This is a genomic window from Aeromonas sp. FDAARGOS 1417 (assembly GCF_019046985.1).
Lineage (GTDB): Bacteria > Pseudomonadota > Gammaproteobacteria > Enterobacterales > Aeromonadaceae > Aeromonas > Aeromonas veronii.
In genome coordinates, this window is the sequence record NZ_CP077221.1 from 1,258,687 (window position 1) to 1,281,788 (window position 23,102).

A 23,102-nucleotide genomic window follows, 5' to 3' on the forward strand; every position below is an offset into this window, starting at 1 on the left:
CTATATATGTTGCGTCCCCCTTCTCTTTACGTCGCACTGTTATGATGGGAATACGCTTAGCTACGGTGAATAGAACCTGTAATAGAGAACTTCTCGGTTGTTCCATCTGTACGATTGACCCAAAAACACTTGGTGCCAAAATCAGCAGAACGAACACTGAAACTAGCAATTCCAGGCCCAATTTTTAAAGCTGCATTTGGATGATTCTCCAATGCTGCTCGCAAAACAACTGAATCTTCTGTACTAACTCGATCACCCAGATCATATCTGTGGAGCATATCTTTTAGATATGCGACAGCATCTCCCCTTCTATCAAAATGCATAGGACCAAGACAGATTGGTTTAGCAGGCATATAATCTCCACTCCTTGGTTATCAGTTTGTTTATCTCTGGCTAATGAGAATTTCACGTACTTCACGAATAATGATGGCTGGAATATCCATTGATTGGAACTGATCCAGACGCTCAGAAATCCAAGTAATACATCCCTCTTTACTGAGGTCGTCTCGGGCAATTTTCTCGTATAAAGCTACAGCGCTCATACGAGAGAGGCCAAGCTCCATGAGCGAGAGAAGAGTCCTCGACGAGACACCAAACTCAAGCTGCGTTCCGATATCCAAACCGTCGTCAATCAGATCCTCACGGCCAATCTCTCGTAGATGCAGATGCAATACATCCATATACGCTGAAAGGTATTTTGGTGCTTTAAACCGGGCTATTTGCTCCACCAATTCCATCGTACTGCGAATTAACTCAGGAAGACTGAAAGTCCTACCAACCTCTTGGTGCCAATCGATACTGTCACGGATAATTCTAGCCAACGAGTATCCCTTTAACCATTTGACAACAATCAATGCGTACAATCTGATGCGAGATACAGGAGTAAACGCAAGAAACAAGTGTTCGTTGACTCTCCCCATAATAGTAATGAATCGGTCATAGCTGTCGTTGCTCGCAACTTCAGCAGGGAGCAAGTTTTCAACATCACCAGTGTAAGCACGAAAAGCGTCAAGAAGGCGCTGAAGGCCAATAGCATTAACCCCAGGATGTCGAGCGGCTAATTCGACACTGATTTCGATCTGCTTTGCTATAGTTCCTAACACATGGTCGAGATTAGCAATAGATTCAGCGTTATGACGTTTCGCGAGGTTAGCCGCTGATATTGAGCCAAGTCGCATGAAGGTTGTGAGCAGATAAGCACCAACCTGCTCAAATTTATCTTTGTCCTCGATACTGGAGAGATCCGTAAGTCCGCGTTTGGATAGATAGTCAGCCATGTCATCGCCAAGCTCAAGAACTGCGTCGCTTTCACGCTTAATGGGATAGCGTGCACGACCAGGAACTCCTGTAGGCCACGCTTGCTTGTCTTCTGGGTCAATGCAAATGATGTTTCCTTGGAACTCATCCCCCCATCGGCCTGCACGACCAGCCAAGTTCCAGAAATCGTGCGGTTCCATAGGATGCCCTTTTCCTTTACGCGGTCCGCGCACAACAATTGTCCGACAGGACAAATTCACGCCTTCTATCAATGTGGAGGTGCAAACTAGGAATCGTATCTTTCCTGACCGGAATAAACGCTCTATCTCTAGTCTGAGCAGTGATGGCATGTTGCCATAGTGGAACGCCACTCCGAGCTCAACAAGTGGTGCCAGGCGGAAGTCCTGATGCACTCCTTTGCGAGCAAGCTCAGCAAGCTGGGAAAGCTCCGAATCAACGAACTCAATTTTTGGTAAGAGCTGACTGATTAAGTCCGCGACCTCTTCTGCATCTCCAGCGCCGTTGGCATAAACGAGAGTTCCACCTCTTTCGCCTACAGCTGCTGCGATAAATGCAAGGCGCTTTTTGAGTCCCGACGGAGTGCTCGCTAGCTGAAGAGTCCCTATTGGAAGCGTTGAGCTGTGCTGTTGAAGAGTCAGTGCCCACAACTTTGATTTCCGTGGTACCTGAGATGCGACCATCAGATTCTGAAGAACTGTGGAGGAGTCACTATCGACAGTGACAGTCTGCACTCCATGAGGCGCGTCCGTGAGTAGCTCTCCCGGGTTCTGAGTAGCCGGGCTTATAAATACAGCTTTAAGTTTTGGATTGCCACGGGTCGCTCGTTCTATTGCATCCTGCAAGATCACGCCGCGCTGGTTGTCACCAATCTTGTGTGCCTCGTCCACGATAAGCAGGTCTATTGAAAGCTCGTTACCAAGTACATTAGCGAGAAGGTGCATTCTTTCTTGTGTGAATACGAGAATTACTCGTGCACCTCCAGTGCGAGCAGCTCTGTATTTAGCCGGTAGTGGAAGGGACGACACCTCGATCAGCCCGGAATTACCAAGCATGCTCTTGAGGTTAGTCTCGATTTCTGAAACCAGTGCCCGAGTAGGAGCAAGGTAGACTGCGACACAGGCTTCACCCGCGACTACTTGATCAATAAGCCATTGAAGCACTAGAAACGTCTTGCCAGAAGCCGTAGGCGCAGATGCCGAAAGCCAGCGTTCTCCTACCGAATTAGTCCAGAAACGTTGCTGAAAATCGTTTACTTGCAACCAAGATCCACTCGATTGTACTAGGATGGAGCGATCCATTTCGCGACGCTGAGCCTCAAGACGTAACGCAACGCCAAGCCGCCCATTGAGGTCAGCGGCAACCAATTTACGATCCATAGCTAACGTAATTGCCCGAAAATTAGAGAGTTTGCCCATCAGGACAGCCCCCGCATCTTTGAGTGCCCAATCTTCAGCCAAACAGACAGCAGCAGTTGCGATTCGAAGTGCGGCTTCTTGATCAACCCTTTGCTCAGAGCGCGCAAGGATGCTACCAGCGAGCAACAACCTAGACCAATCAATAGAGGCTGTAGACAAATCCGAGGCATCCGGTATCAGATTATCGAGCTCCTTGCGCACAGTGAGAAGCGTAATAGAATCGAGGTCATCTCGAACACCTTCTTTAAGAAGCCATGATTGAAGATCTGCTAGGCTCATGATTCCTTCATCCCCATCGCCTTGAGGAAGGCTGAACGAAATCCTTCGGCCGACGGTAGAGGAACACAAAGAAACTCGATCTCCATCTGTTCGAGCCTCTCTACTTTCAGCCTTCTGTCAATACTCTTACTCCAATCGTTAAGTGCAATACGGGATGCCTCTACAATCTCCTCTGCAACCGCCTTCACACTGTCTTTCGGATAGAACGAGGCATCAAAGCCTACAAGGGCTATGCCACAATATTGCACCCGCTTAGACATCGCCGAGGACTTGTCAAAATACCTCCTGAGAGCATTCGTGAGTTCTGGGTTACTGAGATCAGCCTTGTCACTGAGGAGCATCAGATCGCGTTCTCGTCCAGCATCTTCATGTTCAGGCTCCACCAAAAATGGGGCGAGGGAAGATAGACAATCGCGAATAGCATCGCTTGCATCTCCGTAGATTTTGGACTCTCCCCAATAAAGTTTTAAAGTCCCTTCATCTGTAACCCCCGCATATACCCCATCTGCACCGTGATAGTGCATACGTGAGTCAGTTTTGAGATCCATCTTGCATATAATTTGTGGCAACTTAAGGAAGCGTTCGGCCAGGAGAAACAACAGCATCTCGCCCCCTTCTCCAGTATTTGCTAAATCGGTAAAAGAACGTTTTGCCCGCTCGATTAGTTCAGCAACCGCCTCAGTGCTATTGAATTTAGCATCACGTAATTTTGCATCAGCAAGTTTGGAGCGAGGGATCGCATAATCAACCACAGCATTTCGCATAAACTCCGCTAGTCGATGCGGTTGAACACGGCCATTACCATCAACCGTAAGACAATGACAATGAATCTTAACCGAATGCCCCTCAATGGATACATTCCTCACCACAGGTGTCAGATGAACCTCAATCGCTTCTGGGTTACCAGTAAGAGCTGACTCTAGAGCTGAAGATGTGATAGTCGACAAGATTTTTCAGACCTCTGGATGTAGTAAGCACAAATGAATGATACGTAAGAGTCCTACCATATCACTGCGTTAGGCTGATTAACATTTGATGTCATCACACTATGAGTGGTTGTTCGAATTTTCTTGGTTGCCGACATACAGGGTGGCAAAAACGCTTTCGGGCTGACTACGCAAATCATCCCTGTTGCGGAAGAGAAATTGTCTATAACCTACTGATACTTAATGTAAAATATGCTTGGTGGAATAGCGCTATTGGGGATACATACATATCTGTCTTTCTCCCTCCTCGCCGATGACAAAAAAACAAGCCTCCCAGCCACAGGCCGGGGGATACTTGTTTTTTTTTGGGGGGGGGGGGTGGCTGAGAGAGACACCTGAAACAGACGAAGGATGGACTAACCTACTGAGCCGCTGACCGGTTTCGAGTTGGGTTAGTCCATGGCTCCTTGCCCTACATGGAAAGGTAAACTCGGCAACGCCACCGCCAGTACCAAACCGCCGCTGGTTCCTGTTCCTCTCCTGTCCGGTGCGACGGTTACGCAGCCACTGAGACGGTAAACACACCCATGTGGTAGTAACTGACGAAGTTCGACTCCCACATCGTATAAAGCTCCCTAGCCGACGCTGGTCCCATCTGGCCGTAACGGAGCAGGTAGTATTCTTCGCTCAAAAAGTTGAAGTCGATCTCTTTGACCAACTCCGCCATCTCCTCCGGCCCCTGATAGCTAAAGTCCGTCACGTAATCGAACTGCCACTGGTCTTTACGCTTTAGCAGCCGTATTTCTACCGGATGAAAGCCGCCACGAACCGGGCCGTAATCCGGGTCTCGGAAGTTGAAGACCAGACTAGATTTTCCCTTCAGCACCATTCCAGATCTAACCAGTTCCTGATCCAGAATACTCATAAATGCCTGACTGACAGGCAGGGTAAAATCGCCCGCAAATGGGATCATCATAATCACCTCAGATTGGTTGTTTGGGGGGCTCCCCCTTGGACAGGTGAGTGCTATGCAGGGGTTATTCGATGGTAGAAGTTACGGTACAGAGCTCATTGGTTAGCGAACCCAAGCGCTCAAGGTAATCAGGCACCAGTTCGTGCAGCATCGGATTGCCGTCTGCCTTCTGGACCAATTTCAGCCCGTCCGAGCGCAGAATGGCTGATAAGAATCCGGCGTTATTGGCACTGCCACCTTTAAACAGTCGCTTCATAACGCTGGATTTAAACGGCTTGTCTGCGGGCAAGGAGCGCAACACATCGTCAATCGCCGACAGCGCAATCCACTCCTTGCTATGCAGACCTCCACCCTGATTGCCGGTGATTTTCAGGAACAGCTCGCCACTCTCTTCATGACGACCGATGGCATAGAAAATCAGCCCTTCTGATCTGGTACTGAGTTTCTCGGCGGTATGGTTGAGCAAGGTGAGTATGGGTGCAGGGCCGCCGGGCACGGAGTCTGCGGTGTCGCCGGGTCCAGGCCTGGCCTTGTCGGCGTCAGCCGCAAGGGCTGGCGAGAGAGGCTCGGCGCAGCCGCTTGCTCCGGATGTGAGAGGGCTCTCGTCGGCTGGCGTGGTGCTGGCAGGTTTACGGGTCTCTTCAACGCGGTTTTTACGGGGTCTTGTCATGATAGTTTCCTTACAACGTCGTTAGATAACCGGAGATTGCGATCTCCAGATCATCGGTAGATGGGTCATAGATAAAGGGTCATAGAAAACGCGATAGCGTGACAGGACCGACTCCATCACTGTCACAGTGATCTCATTCGGTCCTTGGCGGATTGACGGTGGTGTGACTTAACCGGCAGTGCGGCTAATGCCGAGGTGATGACCGATAAGTCATCCAGATAACCGGCAAATGGAATGGGATCTGGTACCACGTCGAACGGGTTTACCAGATAAGCCAGCGCACCGATGATGAGCGCATAGCACCAGACCGGCAGATCGCCATCCGTGAGCAGGACATACAACAGTACGGCCTTCTCCAGCAGCTCCTTAATCCCCTTGATCTCTTTTAACTTGCGCATGATGTCGCTATGACTGGGATTACTCATGGTGCATCCCCTCCAGGGTGGTGATCAGCGGAGCATCTGGGTGGATCAGCAGGTAAATCCCAGCACCCTCATCGTTGAGAATGGCCAGCAACAGACGCCAATCTTCGGATATGGCGAACTCTTGCTCCGGGTAACGCAAACCGAACATCACCTGATTCTGGGTATGCTGTGGCATGGCCTGGAACTCATTCACCGAGTCCGTCATCTCGATAATGACCAGACTACAACCGGTCGTGTCCCAGAATGCCCTCGCCTCCTCTACTGATGAAAAGGGCTCGATAATTTGCTCCATGACCGAAACATGGAGTGCCGGGTAGGCCGCGAGCAATGACTCCTCCGGCCATTCCATACAAGTTTTCATCGTTTTTCTCTCCAACAAAAAGGCCCTTAAGCTCAGATGAACTTAAGGGCCTGGGAACTGTGAAATGTGGACCAACAGCCTATGTAACCGCGCTGTCTGGTTATTAATATCTGTTTATAAACAATACCTTTTCGGTCACTCCGCCTGGATCATAGACGAGAGACCTTCGCTGATATTGCGACTGCGCTCAGAGGTCAGCTTTGCATACCGCTGGGAGGATTGAATGCTGGCGTGGGCTAGTTGTGCCTTGACGTCATACAGGCTGTATTGCCCGGAAGAGACCAAGGCACTGGCGACCGAATGGCGAGCTGTATGGAAGCAGACCTCATCAAGGTCTTCGATACCGGCTTTCTGCAACACCCGTTCATAGGCGCATCTGGGTTCACCGATGGGCTTGCCCTGACAGCGAATATGCTGGCTCGCGAATACATAGGGATTACCGGCTATTCTGGGGAGCTTCTCCAGAATATCGATAGCCAATGTGCTCAGGTAAATGATCCGGCTCTTGCCATTCTTGGTTAGGGGTACGAACAGCGTCTTATCCTCCCAGTTCACATGTTCCCATTTAGCGAGTAACACCTCTGATTTTCTTGCCCCCGTCAGGTAGAGCATCGCGATGAAGCTGCCTGCGGCTTGATTGCGATCCTGCAATGCCACCTCAATGACCCGTTTCATCTCTTCAATCGATAGGAAACGCGTCCTGGCATTGTCCTCCTTCAACAACTTGATCTTGGCCGCCTCGTTGGTGTCCAGAATGCCCCAGCGCACCGCATAGCTGCCCATGGTCTTTAACTGGGCCAATACCCTGTTGGCGGTACTCGGCGCGTAGGCCGTCTGCTGAGGGTTGTTAGGGTGAACCATCTCCGATTGCAACTGCAGGACATCCATCGCCTTGAGTTGCCGGTAACGCATGGCACCAAAGCGTGGCTCGATATTGTGTTTAAACCGCTGAATGTCGCTGCTGATCGACCGTTTACCGATGGTCTTGAGGTGCGGCAAAAAGGTCTGCCAGAAGAACTCCGAAAGGGTGGGCTCGGTTTTGTAGCTATCCCGCTCTGCTACCGGGTCGATACCGTCTGCCAGCATCGCCTTGTACTTGCGGGCAATGGTCCTGGCTTGGCTCACATCGATATCGCCGAATCGTCCCAAAGCGATGCTGCGCTTCTTGCCCTGGAGGGTATAGCGCAGTAGGAAACGCTTACTGCCCTGGCTTTTTCCTGACAAGAGTTTTAAGCCGATGACCTCTGTATCGGAGAACTCCAGTTCAGTAGCGCCTGCGTCTCGTTGTTGTGCGGGCAAAGCCTTGATGGCTGCATTGGTAAAGCGAAATTTGGTCTGCATAGATACCTCCGATGATGGGTTAGATCATGGGATTAATATCTGTTTCAAAGGGGGTTCAATGCGGGTTTGGGAGGGGTGAAGACGAAGGGGTAACGGTGAGCTGCACTTGCTTCAGCACCAGAAACAGACCCCGGAAAGGCCCGGAGCGCAGGCTAACCACGTGTCCTTGGTTATGTTGGGACGAAGCGCAGGTTGTTCGCAACGAGTAGCAGGAAGTAGTAAGTCGCTTAGACAAGAAATGGACAAGAAAGGAAAACTGACAGAGGGAAAACGCTGGGGAGCAGAAACAAAAACGACGCAATGAAGCGTCGTATCTGTTTAATCTGTAAGGCTTTTTTCTTCAATTTTAATGGTGCCCGAGGCCGGAATCGAACCGGCACGACGCGAACGTCGAGGGATTTTAAATCCCTTGTGTCTACCGATTTCACCACTCGGGCACCGCAATCGGTATCAAGCTCGCGTGGCGGGCTTGTCAATATGGAGGCACGTTCCGGAGTCGAACCGGACTAAACGGATTTGCAATCCGCTGCATAACCGCTTTGCTAACGCGCCATGCAAAAGAGAGTTGGCTCTCGATTGTCTGAATTTGGAGCGGGAAACGAGACTCGAACTCGCGACCCCGACCTTGGCAAGGTCGTGCTCTACCAACTGAGCTATTCCCGCATTGGTCTGGCTGACTGCCTGACTACGAGGACGCATTCTAGCGATGTTCCTCGCCCAGTCAACCAGAAATGTTTAATACCCTGATCGTTCGGGCATTTTTTGCCCTTTCTGAACAGTTTTAGCGCCTTTGGCCGTTTCCTACCTCAAATCAGCGGAAACCTCACCTTGCGGCGCAAGTGACTCACAGGTTGGCGTGGTGGGTCAAATCGCCCCAGGCGGCCTTCATGTACTGGAACATCGACCAGAAGGTGAGCACAGTGGCAACATAGAGCAGCACGTAGGCGAGCCACACCATCCAGACGTTGTATTGCCAAATCAGACCGGTGAGCGACACCATCTGGATCATGGTCTTCCACTTGCCAATCCAGCTGACCGCCACCGAGGAGCGTTTGCCGAGCTCGGCCATCCACTCACGCAGGGCGGAGATGATGATCTCGCGGCCAATCATGGTCATGGCGGGGATGGTCACCCAGATGGTGTTGTAGTGTTCGACGATAACCACCAGTGCGGCGGCGACCATGATCTTGTCGGCAACCGGGTCAAGGAAGGCACCAAAGGCGGTGGACTGATTGAGCTTGCGAGCCAGATAGCCATCAAACCAGTCGGTGGCAGCGGCCAGAATAAAGACGATGGCGGCAGCCAGATAGGACCATTGATAAGGCAGATAGAACAGGATGACGAAGACGGGAATGAGCAAAATCCGGAAAAACGTCAACAGGTTAGGTATGTTTGTCATTATTTTCAGCCACTTCTTGTACGTCGCTACATAGTGCGCCAAAGCCGATTTGCGATGCAACCGCACTGGCGCCCGTCTTGGTCTTTTTAATCCATCAATCTTCTCAAAATGCGAGGGCCATTATGGCATTTACGGCCCCCCCGCGTCACGGCTCTTGTGCATCAAGGAGTTAGCGATTTTGCCATGCCGCTAACCCTGCTCAGGCGCTGTGCAAGCCATCGTGGATGGTCTGGGCCAGCTCCTGACTGATGCCGGGTACCTTGGCCAGTTCATCCACGCTCGCCTTTTTGACCTCCTGCAGGCCGCCCAGATATTTGAGCAGCGCCTGCCGCCGCTTTGGCCCCACCCCCGGAATATCCTCCAGCGTGCTGCTGGTGCGGGCCTTGGCCCGTCTGGCACGGTGGCCGGTAATGGCAAAACGGTGGGATTCATCGCGAATATGCTGAATAAGGTGCAAAGCGGGCATATCTGCCGGCAAATGCAGCTCTTCGTGGCTCTCCCCCATGATGAGAGTTTCCAACCCCGCCTTGCGGGTGACCCCCTTGGCAATCCCCACCAGCAGCGGATATTTACCGCCGAGAAACTCCAGCTGACGGGCCAGGATCTCTTCGGCGCGACGCAACTGACCGAGGCCACCGTCAATAAACAGCACGTCCGGCACCTTGTCCGGCTCCTGCTGCTTGCCAAAGCGGCGCTCCAGCGCTTGCTCCATCGCCGCGTAGTCATCACCGCCAGTGATACCGTCGATATTGAAACGACGATATTCCGATGAGAGCGGCCCCTCCCGGTTGAACACCACGCAAGAGGCCACGGTGCGCTCCCCCATGGTGTGGGAGATATCGAAACACTCCATGCGGGCGATGGGGCGCTCCAGCTCCAGCAGCTCTTCCAGCTGGTCGTAGCGGGCGGTGATGGTGCTCTTGTGAGCCAGCCGCGAGCGCAGCGCCGTCTCGGCGTTGATAGAGGCGAGCTTGATAAAGCGGGCCCGTTCGGCGCGGGTACGGCTCACCACCCGCACCTTGTAGCCTGCGGTCTGGCTCAGAGTCTCGGCGATGACGCTCTCGTCCTCAAGGGCCACATCAAGCAGCACCTCGCTCGGGATCTGCCGCCCCCCCTGCCCCGACAGATAGAACTGCAGCAGGAAGGATTGCACCACCTCGTCGAGCGGGGTATCGGCCGGCACTTTCGGGAAGTAGCTACGCGAACCCAGCACCTTGCCCTGACGGATAAAGAGCACATGGATGCAAGCCGCCCCCTGTTCGAAGGCCACCCCCACAACATCCAGCTCATCCAGCACGTTGCCGCTCACCGACTGCTGTTCGGTGACCCGGCGCAGCGCCAGGATCTGATCCCGGTAGCGGGCTGCCTCTTCAAAGCGCAGATCGCCGCTGGCGGACTCCATCTTGCCCACCAGCTCGCCAATCACCTGCTGGTTCTTGCCCGCCAGAAACAGTTTGGCCAGCTCCACCTGCTGGGCATATTCGGCCTCGCTCACCAACCCGGGTACGCAAGGGCCGGCGCAACGCTTGAGCTGATAGAGCAGGCAGGGACGGGTGCGGTTGGCATAGACCGCATCTTCGCACTGGCGTACCGGAAATATTTTCTGCATCAGATGCAAACTCTCGCGCACCGCGCCGCCAGAGGGGTATGGGCCGAAGTACTCTCCTTTGATCTTGCGGGCACCGCGATGCACGCCGATGCGTGGATGCTGGTGCGCGGTGATGATGATCCAGGGGTAGGATTTGTCGTCCCTCAGCAGCACGTTGTAACGGGGCTGGTACTGCTTGATGAGATTGTGCTCGAGGATCAGCGCCTCGGTCTCGGTATGGGTGACGGTGACCTGGATATCGGCGATCTGTCGCACCAGGGTGCGGGTCTTGATGCTGTCGACGTTGGTGCGAAAGTAGGAGGCGAGCCGCTTTTTCAGATCCTTGGCCTTGCCCACGTAGATCACGGTGCCACCGCTGTCATACATGCGGTAGACGCCACTTTGATGGGTGACGGCGCTCAGAAACGCCTTGCTGTCGAAGAGAGGTTCGGGAGAGAGGATCATCAGCTACTCGGCTCACACAAAGGCAAAAATTGACGGGCAGAGCATACTGCCCCCGCCGCCTGAAAAGCAAAAGGGCAGAAAAGCAAAAAGGCGGCACGCGCCGCCTTTGTGACCACACGCCACCCTATTAGAGGGTATCGGCATCCAGCATGCCATAGCGAATGGCCAGATGGGTCAGTTCCACGTCACCGTTGATCCCCAGCTTGCTGAACAGACGATAGCGGTAGCTGTTGACCGTCTTCGGGCTCAGGTTGAGCTGCTCGGAGATATCGGTCACCTTCTGCCCCTTGGTGATCATCATCATGATCTGCAGCTCGCGCTCGGAGAGGGACTTGAAGGGATTCTCGTCAGCGGAGGCAAATTGGCTGAGGGCCATCTGCTGGGCAATCTCCGGGGAGATGTAGCGCTGACCGGAGTGCACCAGCCGGATCGCCTGGATCATCTCGTCAGGGGCAGCCCCCTTGGTCAGGTAACCGGCGGCGCCGGCCTGCATCACCTTGGTGGGGAACGGATTTTCTGAATGAATGGTCAGCACTATGATGCGCACATCGGGGCGGATCCGCAGAATTTTGCGGGTCGCTTCCAGACCACCAATACCCGGCATGTTCATGTCCATCAGGATCACGTCCGGATGGTGTTGGCGACAGAACGTAACTGCGGTCTCGCCGCTCTGTGCCTCGCCCACCACCTTGATCCCGCGCACATCTTCAAGAATGCGTCTTATCCCTGTACGCACCAGCTCATGATCATCGACCAGGAATACATTTATCACCCAAACACCCCGTTTTATCTCGTTTTAGCCGCCCGGTTAGGGTTAACAGGGCGTCTTGCATCATAACCAAACTCGTCGCTTTGGCAAACCATGCACGCCAAAAGTTTGAGAAAACCCATGTTTAGCGTTTAAAATCAAATAATTATATAAATTTTCAAAACAAAAAACGGTGCCTTGCGACACCGTTTTTCATGACGTTAGTGCTGTGGCCATCACTTGGCCAAAAAGGCGCGCACCTTCTCAAGATCGGCCTGGGTATCCACCCCGACCGGCGGCGCTTCAAGGGCCTGGGCGACGTGGATCTTCTCCCCGTACCAGAGCACCCGCAGCTGCTCCAGCGCCTCGACCTGCTCCAGCACGCTCGGTGCCCAGTCTACGTAACGCTGGATAAAGCCGGCACGATAGGCATAGATACCGATATGACGCTGGTAGTGGTCACCAATCTGCTCGTGGCTGTTGGCAAAGCGATCCCGATCCCAGGGGATGGTGGCGCGACTGAAGTAGAGGGCGTAGCCATCCTTGTCAGTCACCACTTTCACTGCGTTCGGATTGAACGCCTCTTCGGCATCCTTGATCGGCACCGACAAGGTCGCCATCGGCGCCGTGGCGGCGGCCAGATTATCCGCTACCTGACGAATGATGGCGGGCGGAATGAGCGGCTCATCCCCCTGCACATTGACGATGATGGTATCGGCGGCAAAGCCGTAGTGACGGCACACCTCGGCCAGACGCTCGGTGCCGGACTGGTGATCCGGTGAGGTCATGCACACCTCGACGCCGGTGCTCAGCAGTGCCTGCTGTACCCGGGCATCGTCAGTGGCGACGATCACCCGATCGGCCCCCGATTGCAGGGCTTTCTCCACCACGTGCTGCACCATAGGCTTACCATGGATATCCGCCAGCGGCTTGCCCGGCAGGCGTGTTGACGCATAGCGGGCCGGAATGACGACGACGAAACTCATGACGGCAGCTCATCGCTGTTGAGCGGACGGGCACGGTTCTCCAGCAGCACCGGGATCCCCTCCTCCAGCGGATAGGCCAGCTTGTCAAAGCGGCAGACCAGCTCATGAACTGCTTTGTTGTAGTGCAGCTTACCCTTGCAGACCGGGCAGGCGATGATGTCGAGCAACTTGATGTCCAAAGCCAAAACGATACTCCTTCAACGATGTCGCGCTGGCGGCTTCATCACGCCAGCGATGGATGTCGAGCAACCAGATACTCCATGCGGGGCATATCAAGCCCCTGCTCCCTCGCTGAGGCGAGAGAGATTAATCTTGTGCCTTGGTCGCGCCCTTTGCCTTCGCCCCCAGCTTGTGCAGCAGGGCATCGAGCAGGGAGGCGGGCAACTCGGCGCTGACCGGCAGATACCACCAGTTATCGAGGGCAAACGAACGGCACTTGACCGCATCCTTCTCGGTCATCAGCAGCGGCTTGCTGGCAAAGCGCCCCACCAGCTCATCCCGATCGAAGGGGTGATGATCGCCGTAGGCGGCCTGCTGATCCAGCTGATAGCCGAGCCCTTCTAGGGTGGCAAAGAAGCGGGGTGGATGACCAATCCCCGCCAGCGCATCGACCTGCCCCGACAAGGGGGCAGCCAGCGGGGCATCGTCGCGCACCCGCCGCGGGGTGTCGGCGACCAGTTGCATGGGGTACTCCCCCTTGCCCGGCTCGCCGCCGTTGCAGATGATGGCGTCCACCCGTTTGAGACGAGTGACCGGCTCGCGCAGCGGCCCCATGGGCAGCAAGCAGGCGTTGCCGAAACGGCGCGCTCCGTCCACCACCACCAGCTCGATGTCGCGGGCCAGCGCATAGTGCTGCAGACCGTCGTCGGTGATGATGATATCCACCTCACCGCTCTGCTCCAGCAGTCGTACCGCGTCGGCCCGTTTCGGGGCAACCACCACCGGGCAGCCGCAGCGCCGGGCAATCAGCACAGGCTCATCTCCGGCCTGCGCCGTGGTGCTGGTCTCATCCAGCCGATAGGGGTAATGGGGCGCCTTGCCACCATAACCACGGCTCACCACCCCGGGTCGATAGCCGCGTGCTTGCAACTGCTCCACCAGCCAGACCACCACCGGCGTCTTGCCGTTGCCCCCGACCGAAATATTGCCCACCACGAGCACCGGCAAGGAGGAGTGATACCCCTTGCGCCAGCCATGACGATAGGCGTAGCGGCGGGTGCCGCTGATGATGGCAAACAGCAGGGCAAAGGGGGCCAGCAACCAGCGCCAGCCACTCTTTGCATACCAGAGCCGTTCCAGCATCAGGCCTTGCTTCCCGCGTTGCCAAACTGAATGGCGCGCAGCTGGGCATAGGTGCCGCGCTGCCCCATCAATGCTTCGTGGTTACCGCGCTCGACGATATGACCTTCGTCGATCACCAGGATCTCGTCCGCCTTCTCGATGGTAGAGAGACGGTGGGCGATCACCAGCGAGGTACGCGCCTTGCAAAGCTCATCGATGGCCGCCTGAATGTGGCGCTCGGACTCGGTATCGAGGGCCGAGGTGGCCTCATCCAGCAACAGAACCGGCGCATCGCGCAGCAGAGCGCGCGCAATGGCAACACGCTGGCGCTGACCACCGGAGAGGGATGCACCGTTCTCGCCAACCACAGTGTCATACCCGTTGCTCATCTTGCTGACGAACTCGTCGGCATGAGCGATACGGGCGGCCTGCACGATCTGGTCGCGGCTGTATTTGTCTTCTGCCGCGTAGGCGATGTTGTTGGCCACCGAGTCGTTGAACAGGTGGACATGCTGGGAGACCAGCGCGTACTGCTTGCGCAGCTCGCTCAACTTGTATTCGCGGATGTTGATGCCGTCCAGCAGGATCTCGCCCTGATCGATGTCGTAGAAGCGGGTCAACAGGCTGGCAATGGTACTCTTGCCAGAGCCGGAACGGCCCACCAGCGCCACCGATTTACCCGCCTCCACCTTGAAGCTGACGTTGTGCAGCGCCGGGGTATCCTTGGTCGGGTAGGTGAAGGTGACGTTGCGAAACTCGATCTCGCCGCGGGCACGCTCCAGAGTGCGGGTGCCAGTATCCTGCTCCGGCTCGGTGTCGAGCAGGCCAAACAGGCTGTGGCAGGCGGTGATGGCACGCTGGAACTGGTTGTTGACGTCGGTCAGGCTTTTCAGCGGCTTGAGCAGCATCATCATGGAGGTGATCATGACGGTAAACGTACCGGCCGTCAGAGTTGACTTGACGCTGTCAATGGTCGCGACGTAGAGGAAGGCCGCCAGCGCGATGGAGGCCACCATCTGCACCACAGGGCTGCCGATGGCATCGGCGGCGACCATCTTCATGGTCTGCTGGCGCATGTTGTTGCTGACCTGGAAGAAGCGTTTCTCTTCCACCTTCTGGCCCCCAAACATCAGCACCTCTTTGTGCCCTTTGAGCATCTGCTCGGTGGAGGTGGTGATATCCCCTACCGCCTGCTGGATGTGACGGCTGATCTGGCGGAAACGGCGGCTGATAAGGCCGATGATGATGCCCACCAGCGGGCCAACCACCAAAAAGATCACTGACAGCTGCCAGGAGTGCCAGAACATCAGGCCGAGCAGGCCGACCACGGTCGCCCCTTCCCGCACCAGGGTCACCAGCGTGGTGCTCGCCGCCGAGGAGACCTGACTCGCGTCATAGGTCACCTTGGAGAGCAGGTGGCCGGTATTCTGGCGGTCGAAGAAGCTCATCGGCATCGCCACCATGTGATTGAACACCTGCTGTTGCAGACGCATCACAACGTGGTTGCCGACCCAGGCCATGCAGTAGTTGGAGAGAAAGTTGGCGACACCGCGCAGGGCTACGATGCCGAGGACGAAGAAGGGCATCCATTTCAGAACGGTGCTGTCGTTGCCATTGATGCCCTGATCGATCAGCGGCTTGATGGAGTAGACAAAGGTGGTATCCACGGCGGCGTAGCCCAGCATCCCGATGATGCCACCGACCAGGCCCAGCTTGCGATCACGGACATAACCGAGCAGGCGTTTGAATACTGGCCAGCTCTCTTGTGAGGTTTCTTGTTGCATGAATAGCCGTTAGTAATGGAAATGACGGGCTATTCTAGCCAAAGCGCAGGCTTACACCAAGCGTCGCCACCTATATCGCATTCCTACACGGCAGAAATGGCGGATTATTGCTCAAACCACACTCGCGGTCGCCACCAGTCGCCACTGCGCCGGTACCAGGGCCCCACATCTCGCTCGGCGGTGACGCTCAAGCCCGCTGCGGTGGGTTCGACCAGCATCGCCCCTTGCTGACCTGTGATCCACTGGCGGGCATCCCGATAGCGGGCCACTACATCGGGACGGGGAAAGCCCCACTGATTCATAAAGCCGGCGCTGTGGATCACATCCTTTGCCGCCACCGCCGCGACAAACGGGGGCGTGGAGGAGGTGCGACTGCCATGATGGGGGCTCACCAGCAATGTGCTGGCCAACCCCTCTCCCTCCAGTGCCACCAGTCTCAGCTCTGCCTGCCGTTCGATATCGGCACTGAGCAGCACGCTGCGCTGCCCATCGCTGATACGCACCACGCAGCCATCGTTATTGCGCCCGCCACCGGGGCGCTCGGGCCAGAGCACTGCAAACGAGAGCCCCTGCCAGCGCCACTGTTGCCCACGCTGGCAGAGCGTCGTTCCCTCACTGAAGGGATAAGAGGAGAGCTCGTGGCGCACCGCCATGGCGCTGAGCAGTCGCTTGCGATTGCCGGCATGGTCCCGATCCTTGTGGCTGATAATGAGACGATCGATGACCCGGATCCCCAGATGGCTCAGCTGGGGCAGGATCACAGCGTTCGCCATGTTGTAGCCTCCGGGATAACGATCGCCGGTGTCATAGAGGATGGCACGCTCCCCCTTGCTGATCAGCACCGCCAGCCCCTGCCCCACATCCAGCACCCGCAGTTGCCAGCGGACTGGCGTTGGCCAGAGCGCCAGCAACAGCGCACACAGACCCGGTAGCCAGAGCCAGCGTGCCGGGCACCACTGTGCGGCGAACCAGAGCAGCAACAGCAGGGTGCAGAGCGGCAGCCACCAGCCGGGTAGTGGCCACCACAGTTGCAGTTGATCGGCCAGCCAATTCAGGATCGTCAGCACCCACCCGAGCCCCAGATCCGCCAGCCAGAACAGGCCAAAGGCGAGCGAGGTGGAGAGCGGCGCCAACAGCACACCGATCAGGGCCAGCGGGATGATGGCGATACAAAAGAGCGGTACAGCCAGCAGATTGATCACCATGGCGAGGGGCGCTATCCCTTCGAACAACGCCAGTTGCAGCGGCAGCAGACCGAGCAACAGCCAGAGCTGGATCTGCCAGAGCCCCGGCTTGTCGTGGACATATCCCACCAGCAGCAAGATGGCCACCGCCAGAAACGAGAGCCAGAAGCCGGCCGAATAGAGGGCGAAGGGATCCCAGAGGGTCAATACCACAAAGGCCCACAGCCAGATGCGCCAGGCCGGCCACTCCCGCCGGCTCCAGCGCAACACGCTCCACACCAGCACCATGATCAGGGCCCGCTCGGTGGCCACCGCAAACCCCGCCAACGCGCTGTAGACGGCGGCAAACAGCAGGGAGGTGATGATGGCGCCACGCAGACCAAACAACCTGCCCAGCCACCACCCGAGCACCGCCACCAGCGCGATGTGTTGCCCTGAGATGGCGATGATATGGGTCAGGCCGCTACCGCGAAACAGCTCCCACTGGGCATCCGTGATACCGCTCTGCTCGCCAAAAGTGAGCGCCGCCAGCAAGGGGGCATGGTCAAGCGGACGCCAACTCTCGGTCGCCGCCCCCAACCAGCGTTCGCGCCACCCCACAGGTGCCTGTTGAATGTCGATCACCCGACGCAGATTGCCGGTGGCAGTGATCCCCTTGCCCAGCAGCAGACGCCGCCCATCCAGCCCCGCCTCGTTGGCCAGACCGTGAGCCGGTTTCAACGAGGTCACCAGGGTGATCCGGCTGCCTACCGTCATGGCGGGTAATGCCTGATAGGCATTGACCCGGATCAGGGGCTCAGGTGTCACCGGTTGCTTGTCGAGGGTGCTCACCCGCAGCAGCAGCCGGACAAATTTATCCCCCTCGGGCTCTGCACTTTGCAGCTCTGCGGTTATCATGTGGCTCGTCTGATCGCCCAACCGCTCCAGCCAGGCCAGCCGATAGGCAAGATTGGCCTGCATCCAGAGGATGCCGAGCAGGAGAAACAGCCACCGCCAGGCACGGCAATATGCAAGGGGGATCAGCAGGGACAGCAACAGGCCCCCCCATGCGAGTGAAGGTAACCATGGCCAGAGCAGTGAGGAGCTTGCCCCCAGGGCAAACGACAACAGACGCAGATCCATGGAGCAAGTATTTAGCAAGGTTTCAATATGCCCAAACGACTCATTAAACGCTGGATGCCCGATCAGCAAACCCTGAAAGAACACAAGCACCTGCGGCTGTTCGGCAAACTGCTGCTCGATGCCAACCTCTGGCACCTCAACCGCCGCTCGGCTGCCGGGGCATTTGCGGTGGGCCTCTTCATGGCCTGGGTGCCGCTCCCCTGCCAGATGCTGCTGGCTGCCGGTGGCGCCATCCTGTGCCGGGTCAATCTGCCGCTCTCGGTGGCGCTGGTCTGGCTCTCCAACCCCTTTACCATGCCGCCCCTGCTCTATGGTGCCTATCTGGTGGGTTGCCAGTTGCTGGGACATTCGGCGCAGCAGATAGAGATTGAATTCACCTGGGAGTGGCTAGTCTCGGTGCTGGGCACAGTGGCACCACCGCTGTTGCTGGGCTCGCTGATCCTGGCCCTGCTCAGTTCCCTTATCGGCTACACCCTGATCCGCACCTTCTGGCGGATCAGCACGGTGCGCCAGTGGCAAAAACGCAAGATGGCCCGCCCATGCTGAGTCGCTGGTTTGCCCGCTTCAAGCTAGATCCCGATACCCTGCGCCAGCAGAAGTGGTTTGCCCTGTTTGGTGAGCGACTGCTTGCCCCTGCCCTCTGGCAAGGGGGAACCCGCGCCCTGAGCGGCGCGGTAGCAGCCGGGATCTTCGCCTGCTGGTTCCCCATCCCGATGCACTCGCTCATCGCAGTCGGTCTGGCGCTGGCATTCAGCCTCAACCTGCCGCTGGCACTGCTGGCGGTCTGGTTCAACAATCCGCTGACTTTGCCATTCATGTATCTCTACGCCTATCGCACCGGTTGTCTGGTACTGCACCAGACGCCGGAGCCTTTCCACCTCAGCTGGACCCTCCACTGGCTGGAGCAGGAGGCTGCGACCCTGGTGCCCCCCTTCCTGCTCGGCAGCCTGCTGCTGGCGGTACTCACCGCCCTGAGCGGCGGCGCCCTGACCGCGCTGCTGCTGCAACTGCGCAAACTGTGGCAAGGTGCCCGCCAACAGTGAGTCCCCCTTCCCATCGTTTGACGATCAGCCGTTGGCGATCAAAAAAGCCCGTCACCAAGGTGACGGGCTTTTTCATGGCATAGAACCAGAGCGCAAGGTGATGCGATTACAGCACCTTGGCGATCGCCTCGCACAGGGGATCAATATTGGCGCGGGTAATACCGGCTACGCTGATCCGGCCTGAGCCGACGATATAGATGGCAAATTCGCTCTTGAGGCGCTCCACCTGCTCCTTGGTGAGACCGGAGAAGGAGAACATGCCGTTCTGCTCGCGGATAAAGCTGAAATCCTGGCTCACGCCGAGGGCAGCCAGCTTCTCTACCAGCAGTTCGCGCATCTCGCGAATACGCACCCGCATGGCCGCAACTTCTTCGACCCACTCGGCATAGAGAGCCGGATCGCTCACCACGGCGGTGACCACAGCGGCGCCGTGTGACGGCGGGTTGGAGTAGTTGGCACGGATCACTGTCTTGACCTGAGTGAAGGCCACATCGGCGATCTCCTTGGTCGCGCTGACCAGCGTGAAGGCGCCGACCCGCTCGTTGTAGAGGCCGAAGTTCTTGGAGAAAGAGCTCGCCACCAACAGTTCGTCATGGCACTCGGCGAAAATCCGCAGACCTTCGGCATCCTCTTCGATACCACGGGCAAAACCCTGATAGGCGAAGTCAAACAACGGCAACCAGCCGGCGGCAGCACTCTGCTTGGCCAGCGCGCGCCACTGATCGCTAGTGGGGTCGATACCGGTCGGGTTGTGGCAGCAGCCGTGCAGCAGCACCAGCTCACCCGGCTGCACTTCGGCCAGCGAAGCCTGCATAGCGGCAAAGTCGAGCCCCTTGGTCGCTGCGTCGTAGTACTTGTACCACTTGACGGTCAGGCCCGCGGCCTGGAACACGCTGACGTGGTTGGCCCAGGTGGGATCGGAGATCCAGATGGTCTTGGCCAGACCGTTGCGCACCACGAATTCGGCCGCGATACGCAGGGCACCGGTACCGCCCGGCGCTTGCGCGGTCTTGGCGCGGCCGCTGGCAACCAGCGCAGAGTGCTGCCCGAATAGCAGTTGCTGCACGATGCGGCCATATTCGATATTGCCTTCAATACCGAGGTAGTTCTTGGTCTTCTCGTCGGTCAGCAGCTTCTGCTCGGCTTTCTTGACGCAGTGAAGAATGGGGGTGGCACCGGACTCGTCCTTGTAGATCCCTACGCCCAGATTGATCTTGTGGCTGCGAGAGTCAGCGCGGAAGGCTTCGGTCAGGCCCAGGATCGGATCCGCTGGGGCGGCAACAACCTTTTCAAACATGGTATTCCCTGTATTCCGTTGAGTTCGTTGGGTGGCAAAGCGGCTTGATAAACAAAAGCGCTCATCTGGCGAGCGCTTCGTCAACTCTTTATATCACCGCGTTCAATGGGGGAAAACCGCTTTTTGGCTCGCTTTCAGGCCAATTTCAACCAACGGCATGCCACGCTGGCGCCAGCGCACACACCTCGGCCGACAAGCCACCATTGGACTCAACCAAACCGCTACAAACTGCTAACAATGGCTTGGGGATCCGGCTCGGTTCCCACGGCCTAGCCTCAATCAAAGGCTGGGCATACGCACTGAGAATGGGGGCCAGATCACGGGGCAACCACCAGCTGGCCGGACGACCCAGCCGCTGGGCCAGCGCCTGCAGCCGATCCACCCCGGCAGGGTCGAGAGCGGTGAGATGACTCCACAACACATTGGGGGGCAAGGCGGCCACTACCTGCTGCAAGGCTAGAGGAGCCGATGGAGGGGCCCACACCAGCAAGGTGCCGGGTTCAAGAGGCAGCTCGGCAAAGGCGCCGACGCTGTCTGTGGTGATCACCCGCTCGATACTCCCCTCCCCCCACAGGATCTTGCCAAGACCCGCCAGGGTGCGCTCGGGTAGCGCCACCTCCCCCAGCGCCTGCAACCAGGGGGCTGCGTCGATCAGGGTGCCACCGCTGAAAAAGAGGCTGAACGGCTGGGCTGCGCGCAAGCGCAACAGCTGATCGGCACAGAGCCGGATCCCCTTGTCCTCGAAATCGATCTGCTCGTTGGGGGTGAAGTTCACCTCGCTCTTGCGATAGAGCGCCGCCAGCACCCGCTCGTTGACCTGCTCCCCCAATTGCCAGCCCTGAGCATGCAACCACTCCTCGGGCTCGGGGGGAGCGGTGGCGATCTCGGCCAGCATCAGCTCGCGGGTGAGATAGCGCCGCCCGGCCGGGGTAAGCTCATAGCTGTGGCTGCCGTGGGCGAGCAGCAGCTGGTTATCCTTGAGCAGGCCCACCAGCGGTTGCCACTGGCGGCCACGGATCACCACAGGTGAGTGGCTCAGCAACTGCTGCGCCAGTGCCCGCCATTCGGGGTGACTAAAGTCGATCAATTACAATCCATCCCTGTGAGTGCTCAATCGGATAAACAGCCTGAAAAGGTACCGTTACAAATCGATGACGCCAAGCCTCCCGCGCCAATTACGTGACTTCGCTCCCTGCAATTTTCCCCAAACAGAAGAGCCCACCGTGAGGTGGGCTCTTCCTTGGATAACACTCGACGCTTATTCGACGTTAAGGCGCAGTTCGGCGTCGTGCCAACCCAGTGGCAGGGTCAACAGCTGATCGATCAGCTCCCGGCGATCGGATTTCTCCAGATAGGCGAGATAGAGCGGGCGGCTCAGCGGCTGGCCCCCTTCTACCAGATGCAACGCCCCCTTCTCGAGGAAGGGGCTGACCATCCGCCGTGGCAGGTAAGCAGCACCACCGTTGGCCAGCACGAACTGCAACGCCATGCTGGCAGAGCTGGAGTGCAGCACCGGGGTCTTTTGCAGGCTCTGCAAACGGCTGGGTTGCGGCTCGAAGCTGGTGCCCCAGTCGAGGTGGATGTGGGGCATCTGCATCAGGTTGTCGGCATTGGCGGCCGGATCCCGGCTCACCAGCTCGAACACCAGCTCACCGATGGGATGCAGGGCAATCTCGTCGATCTTGGTGGGCTCGGAGAGCAGGGCCAGATCGAGGGAGCGCTCCAGCAACTGGCGGCAGAGATGCTCGCGGGAGGCTGTTTCCAGCCGCACCGCCAAACCGGGCGCCAGCGCATAGATGTGATTGAGCCAGTCGTTGAAATCGAGCTCCCAGAACACAGCGGGCGCGCCGATGGCCAACTGCTGGCTGAATCCCGGCGAGAGTGCCACATCCTGCTTGGCACGACCAAGGGTGTGCAAGATGGCGTCTGCGTAGGGCAGCAGACGCTCACCGGAGGCGGTCAGACGGATATTGTTGCGATGACGGGCAAACAGACTGACACCCAGTTGCTGCTCTAGCTGACGGATCCGGAAACTCACCGCCGACTGGGTCAGGTAGAGATTTTCAGCAGCCCGGCCAAAATGCCGGGTCTTGCTCACCTCGATAAAGGTCCGAAGCAGCTCGGTATCCATTAATCGATGGACTCGTCACTGCCACCGCCGCTGCCACCACCGACATCAAAGCTGCCGCCACCGCTGCTCTCTTCGCTGGCGCCGCCAACGACAGTGCAGAGGCGATGAACGCGCTTGGGACCGATCACCTTGAGGTATTTGAACCACACCTTGGCATGGGGGTTGGCACCGGCTTCGCCTGATTTGACCTGCTCGACGAAGGCGGACTCGACATCGTCACGGGGTGCAAGGTTGCCCTGGTAGAGTGCCAGCATGGCGGTACCATACTTTTCCAGACTGTCCGCTTCGGCCACAGTGAATTCGCCACTGCGACGCAGGCCACGGGGAAAATGTTTGAAGTCGTTGAAACGCTTGTCTGATTCGAAGCTCATAGTGCTCTTTTTTCTGGTTAGTTTGACCTTTGCGG

General features: G+C 57.2%; 22 protein-coding genes and 3 tRNA genes. 2 read left to right on the forward strand and 23 right to left on the reverse strand.

The window, feature by feature from the left end:
- Positions 1-56: 56 nt before the first annotated feature.
- The 19 genes from I6L47_RS05475 to I6L47_RS05565 form a co-directional block, all read right to left on the reverse strand.
- On the reverse strand, positions 57-353 hold the full coding sequence (locus tag I6L47_RS05475) for a DCL family protein (RefSeq protein ID WP_081999306.1): 297 nt from the start codon (positions 351-353) through the stop codon (positions 57-59).
- 30 nt (positions 354-383) lie between these two features.
- Positions 384-2,972, reverse strand: coding sequence for a DEAD/DEAH box helicase (locus tag I6L47_RS05480; protein WP_042878402.1), 2,589 nt, complete (start codon positions 2,970-2,972; stop codon positions 384-386).
- A complete protein-coding gene (locus tag I6L47_RS05485) occupies positions 2,969-3,919 on the reverse strand; it encodes a DUF1837 domain-containing protein (protein WP_042878404.1) in 951 nt (316 codons plus the stop codon). Before I6L47_RS05485 ends, I6L47_RS05480 begins: the two co-directional genes overlap by 4 nt.
- A gap of 535 nt (positions 3,920-4,454) precedes the next feature.
- The gene (locus I6L47_RS05490) at positions 4,455-4,874 is read right to left on the reverse strand and encodes a DUF2787 family protein (protein ID WP_216948851.1); all 420 of its coding nucleotides are present in this window, start codon (positions 4,872-4,874) and stop codon (positions 4,455-4,457) included.
- Positions 4,875-4,935: 61 nt separating this feature from the next.
- Positions 4,936-5,541 (reverse strand): hypothetical protein, encoded by a 606-nt coding sequence (locus I6L47_RS05495; protein WP_163150118.1) that lies wholly within the window; start codon positions 5,539-5,541, stop codon positions 4,936-4,938.
- Positions 5,542-5,663: 122 nt separating this feature from the next.
- Positions 5,664-5,966 carry a YkvA family protein gene (locus I6L47_RS05500; RefSeq protein ID WP_025201450.1) on the reverse strand — a complete coding sequence of 101 codons (303 nt, stop codon included), beginning with the start codon at positions 5,964-5,966 and terminating at the stop codon, positions 5,664-5,666.
- Positions 5,959-6,327 carry a hypothetical protein gene (locus tag I6L47_RS05505; RefSeq protein WP_216948852.1) on the reverse strand — a complete coding sequence of 123 codons (369 nt, stop codon included), beginning with the start codon at positions 6,325-6,327 and terminating at the stop codon, positions 5,959-5,961. Before I6L47_RS05505 ends, I6L47_RS05500 begins: the two co-directional genes overlap by 8 nt.
- A 135-nt stretch (positions 6,328-6,462) precedes the next feature.
- Positions 6,463-7,668: a site-specific integrase gene (locus I6L47_RS05510; RefSeq protein WP_216948853.1), complete on the reverse strand. Its 1,206-nt coding sequence runs from the start codon at positions 7,666-7,668 to the stop codon at positions 6,463-6,465.
- 350 nt (positions 7,669-8,018) lie between these two features.
- Positions 8,019-8,105: transfer RNA gene (locus I6L47_RS05515), tRNA-Leu, on the reverse strand.
- Positions 8,106-8,146: 41 nt separating this feature from the next.
- Positions 8,147-8,220: transfer RNA gene (locus I6L47_RS05520), tRNA-Cys, on the reverse strand.
- 35 nt (positions 8,221-8,255) lie between these two features.
- Positions 8,256-8,331, reverse strand: a tRNA-Gly gene (locus tag I6L47_RS05525).
- A gap of 181 nt (positions 8,332-8,512) precedes the next feature.
- Positions 8,513-9,067 carry a CDP-diacylglycerol--glycerol-3-phosphate 3-phosphatidyltransferase gene (gene pgsA / locus I6L47_RS05530; protein WP_216948854.1) on the reverse strand — a complete coding sequence of 185 codons (555 nt, stop codon included), beginning with the start codon at positions 9,065-9,067 and terminating at the stop codon, positions 8,513-8,515.
- A gap of 199 nt (positions 9,068-9,266) precedes the next feature.
- Positions 9,267-11,120, reverse strand: coding sequence for an excinuclease ABC subunit UvrC (uvrC, locus tag I6L47_RS05535; protein WP_216948855.1), 1,854 nt, complete (start codon positions 11,118-11,120; stop codon positions 9,267-9,269).
- A gap of 127 nt (positions 11,121-11,247) precedes the next feature.
- Positions 11,248-11,892: a UvrY/SirA/GacA family response regulator transcription factor gene (gene uvrY, locus I6L47_RS05540; RefSeq protein WP_005337448.1), complete on the reverse strand. Its 645-nt coding sequence runs from the start codon at positions 11,890-11,892 to the stop codon at positions 11,248-11,250.
- A gap of 212 nt (positions 11,893-12,104) precedes the next feature.
- On the reverse strand, positions 12,105-12,854 hold the full coding sequence (kdsB, locus tag I6L47_RS05545; RefSeq protein WP_042056295.1) for a 3-deoxy-manno-octulosonate cytidylyltransferase: 750 nt from the start codon (positions 12,852-12,854) through the stop codon (positions 12,105-12,107).
- Positions 12,851-13,039 (reverse strand): Trm112 family protein, encoded by a 189-nt coding sequence (locus tag I6L47_RS05550; RefSeq protein WP_005347033.1) that lies wholly within the window; start codon positions 13,037-13,039, stop codon positions 12,851-12,853. The genes kdsB and I6L47_RS05550 overlap by 4 nt, the downstream gene beginning before the upstream one ends.
- Before the next feature lie 121 nt (positions 13,040-13,160).
- On the reverse strand, positions 13,161-14,156 hold the full coding sequence (lpxK, locus tag I6L47_RS05555; RefSeq protein WP_216948856.1) for a tetraacyldisaccharide 4'-kinase: 996 nt from the start codon (positions 14,154-14,156) through the stop codon (positions 13,161-13,163).
- Complete coding sequence (gene msbA / locus I6L47_RS05560; RefSeq protein ID WP_216948857.1) at positions 14,156-15,919, reverse strand: lipid A ABC transporter ATP-binding protein/permease MsbA; 1,764 nt, start codon at positions 15,917-15,919, stop codon at positions 14,156-14,158. The genes lpxK and msbA overlap by 1 nt, the downstream gene beginning before the upstream one ends.
- A 104-nt stretch (positions 15,920-16,023) precedes the next feature.
- Positions 16,024-18,225 carry a DNA internalization-related competence protein ComEC/Rec2 gene (locus I6L47_RS05565; protein WP_216948858.1) on the reverse strand — a complete coding sequence of 734 codons (2,202 nt, stop codon included), beginning with the start codon at positions 18,223-18,225 and terminating at the stop codon, positions 16,024-16,026.
- Between the two features lie 27 nt (positions 18,226-18,252).
- On the opposite strand from I6L47_RS05565, the gene I6L47_RS05570 reads away from it, so the two are divergent.
- Positions 18,253-18,771, forward strand: coding sequence for a DUF2062 domain-containing protein (locus I6L47_RS05570; RefSeq protein WP_005350890.1), 519 nt, complete (start codon positions 18,253-18,255; stop codon positions 18,769-18,771).
- Positions 18,765-19,268: a DUF2062 domain-containing protein gene (locus I6L47_RS05575; protein WP_043825728.1), complete on the forward strand. Its 504-nt coding sequence runs from the start codon at positions 18,765-18,767 to the stop codon at positions 19,266-19,268. Before I6L47_RS05570 ends, I6L47_RS05575 begins: the two co-directional genes overlap by 7 nt.
- Before the next feature lie 106 nt (positions 19,269-19,374).
- Here I6L47_RS05575 and I6L47_RS05580 read toward each other — a convergent pair whose 3' ends face one another.
- From I6L47_RS05580 to I6L47_RS05595, 4 genes are all read right to left on the reverse strand, one after another.
- A complete protein-coding gene (locus I6L47_RS05580) occupies positions 19,375-20,565 on the reverse strand; it encodes an amino acid aminotransferase (RefSeq protein WP_019446765.1) in 1,191 nt (396 codons plus the stop codon).
- 145 nt (positions 20,566-20,710) lie between these two features.
- Positions 20,711-21,652 (reverse strand): hypothetical protein, encoded by a 942-nt coding sequence (locus tag I6L47_RS05585; protein WP_216948859.1) that lies wholly within the window; start codon positions 21,650-21,652, stop codon positions 20,711-20,713.
- A gap of 171 nt (positions 21,653-21,823) precedes the next feature.
- Positions 21,824-22,696: an HTH-type transcriptional regulator HdfR gene (gene hdfR / locus I6L47_RS05590; protein WP_005337525.1), complete on the reverse strand. Its 873-nt coding sequence runs from the start codon at positions 22,694-22,696 to the stop codon at positions 21,824-21,826.
- Entirely contained in the window at positions 22,696-23,067 is a 372-nt protein-coding gene (locus I6L47_RS05595) for a DUF413 domain-containing protein (RefSeq protein WP_005350885.1), read from the reverse strand. Before I6L47_RS05595 ends, hdfR begins: the two co-directional genes overlap by 1 nt.
- Positions 23,068-23,102 lie beyond the last annotated feature (35 nt).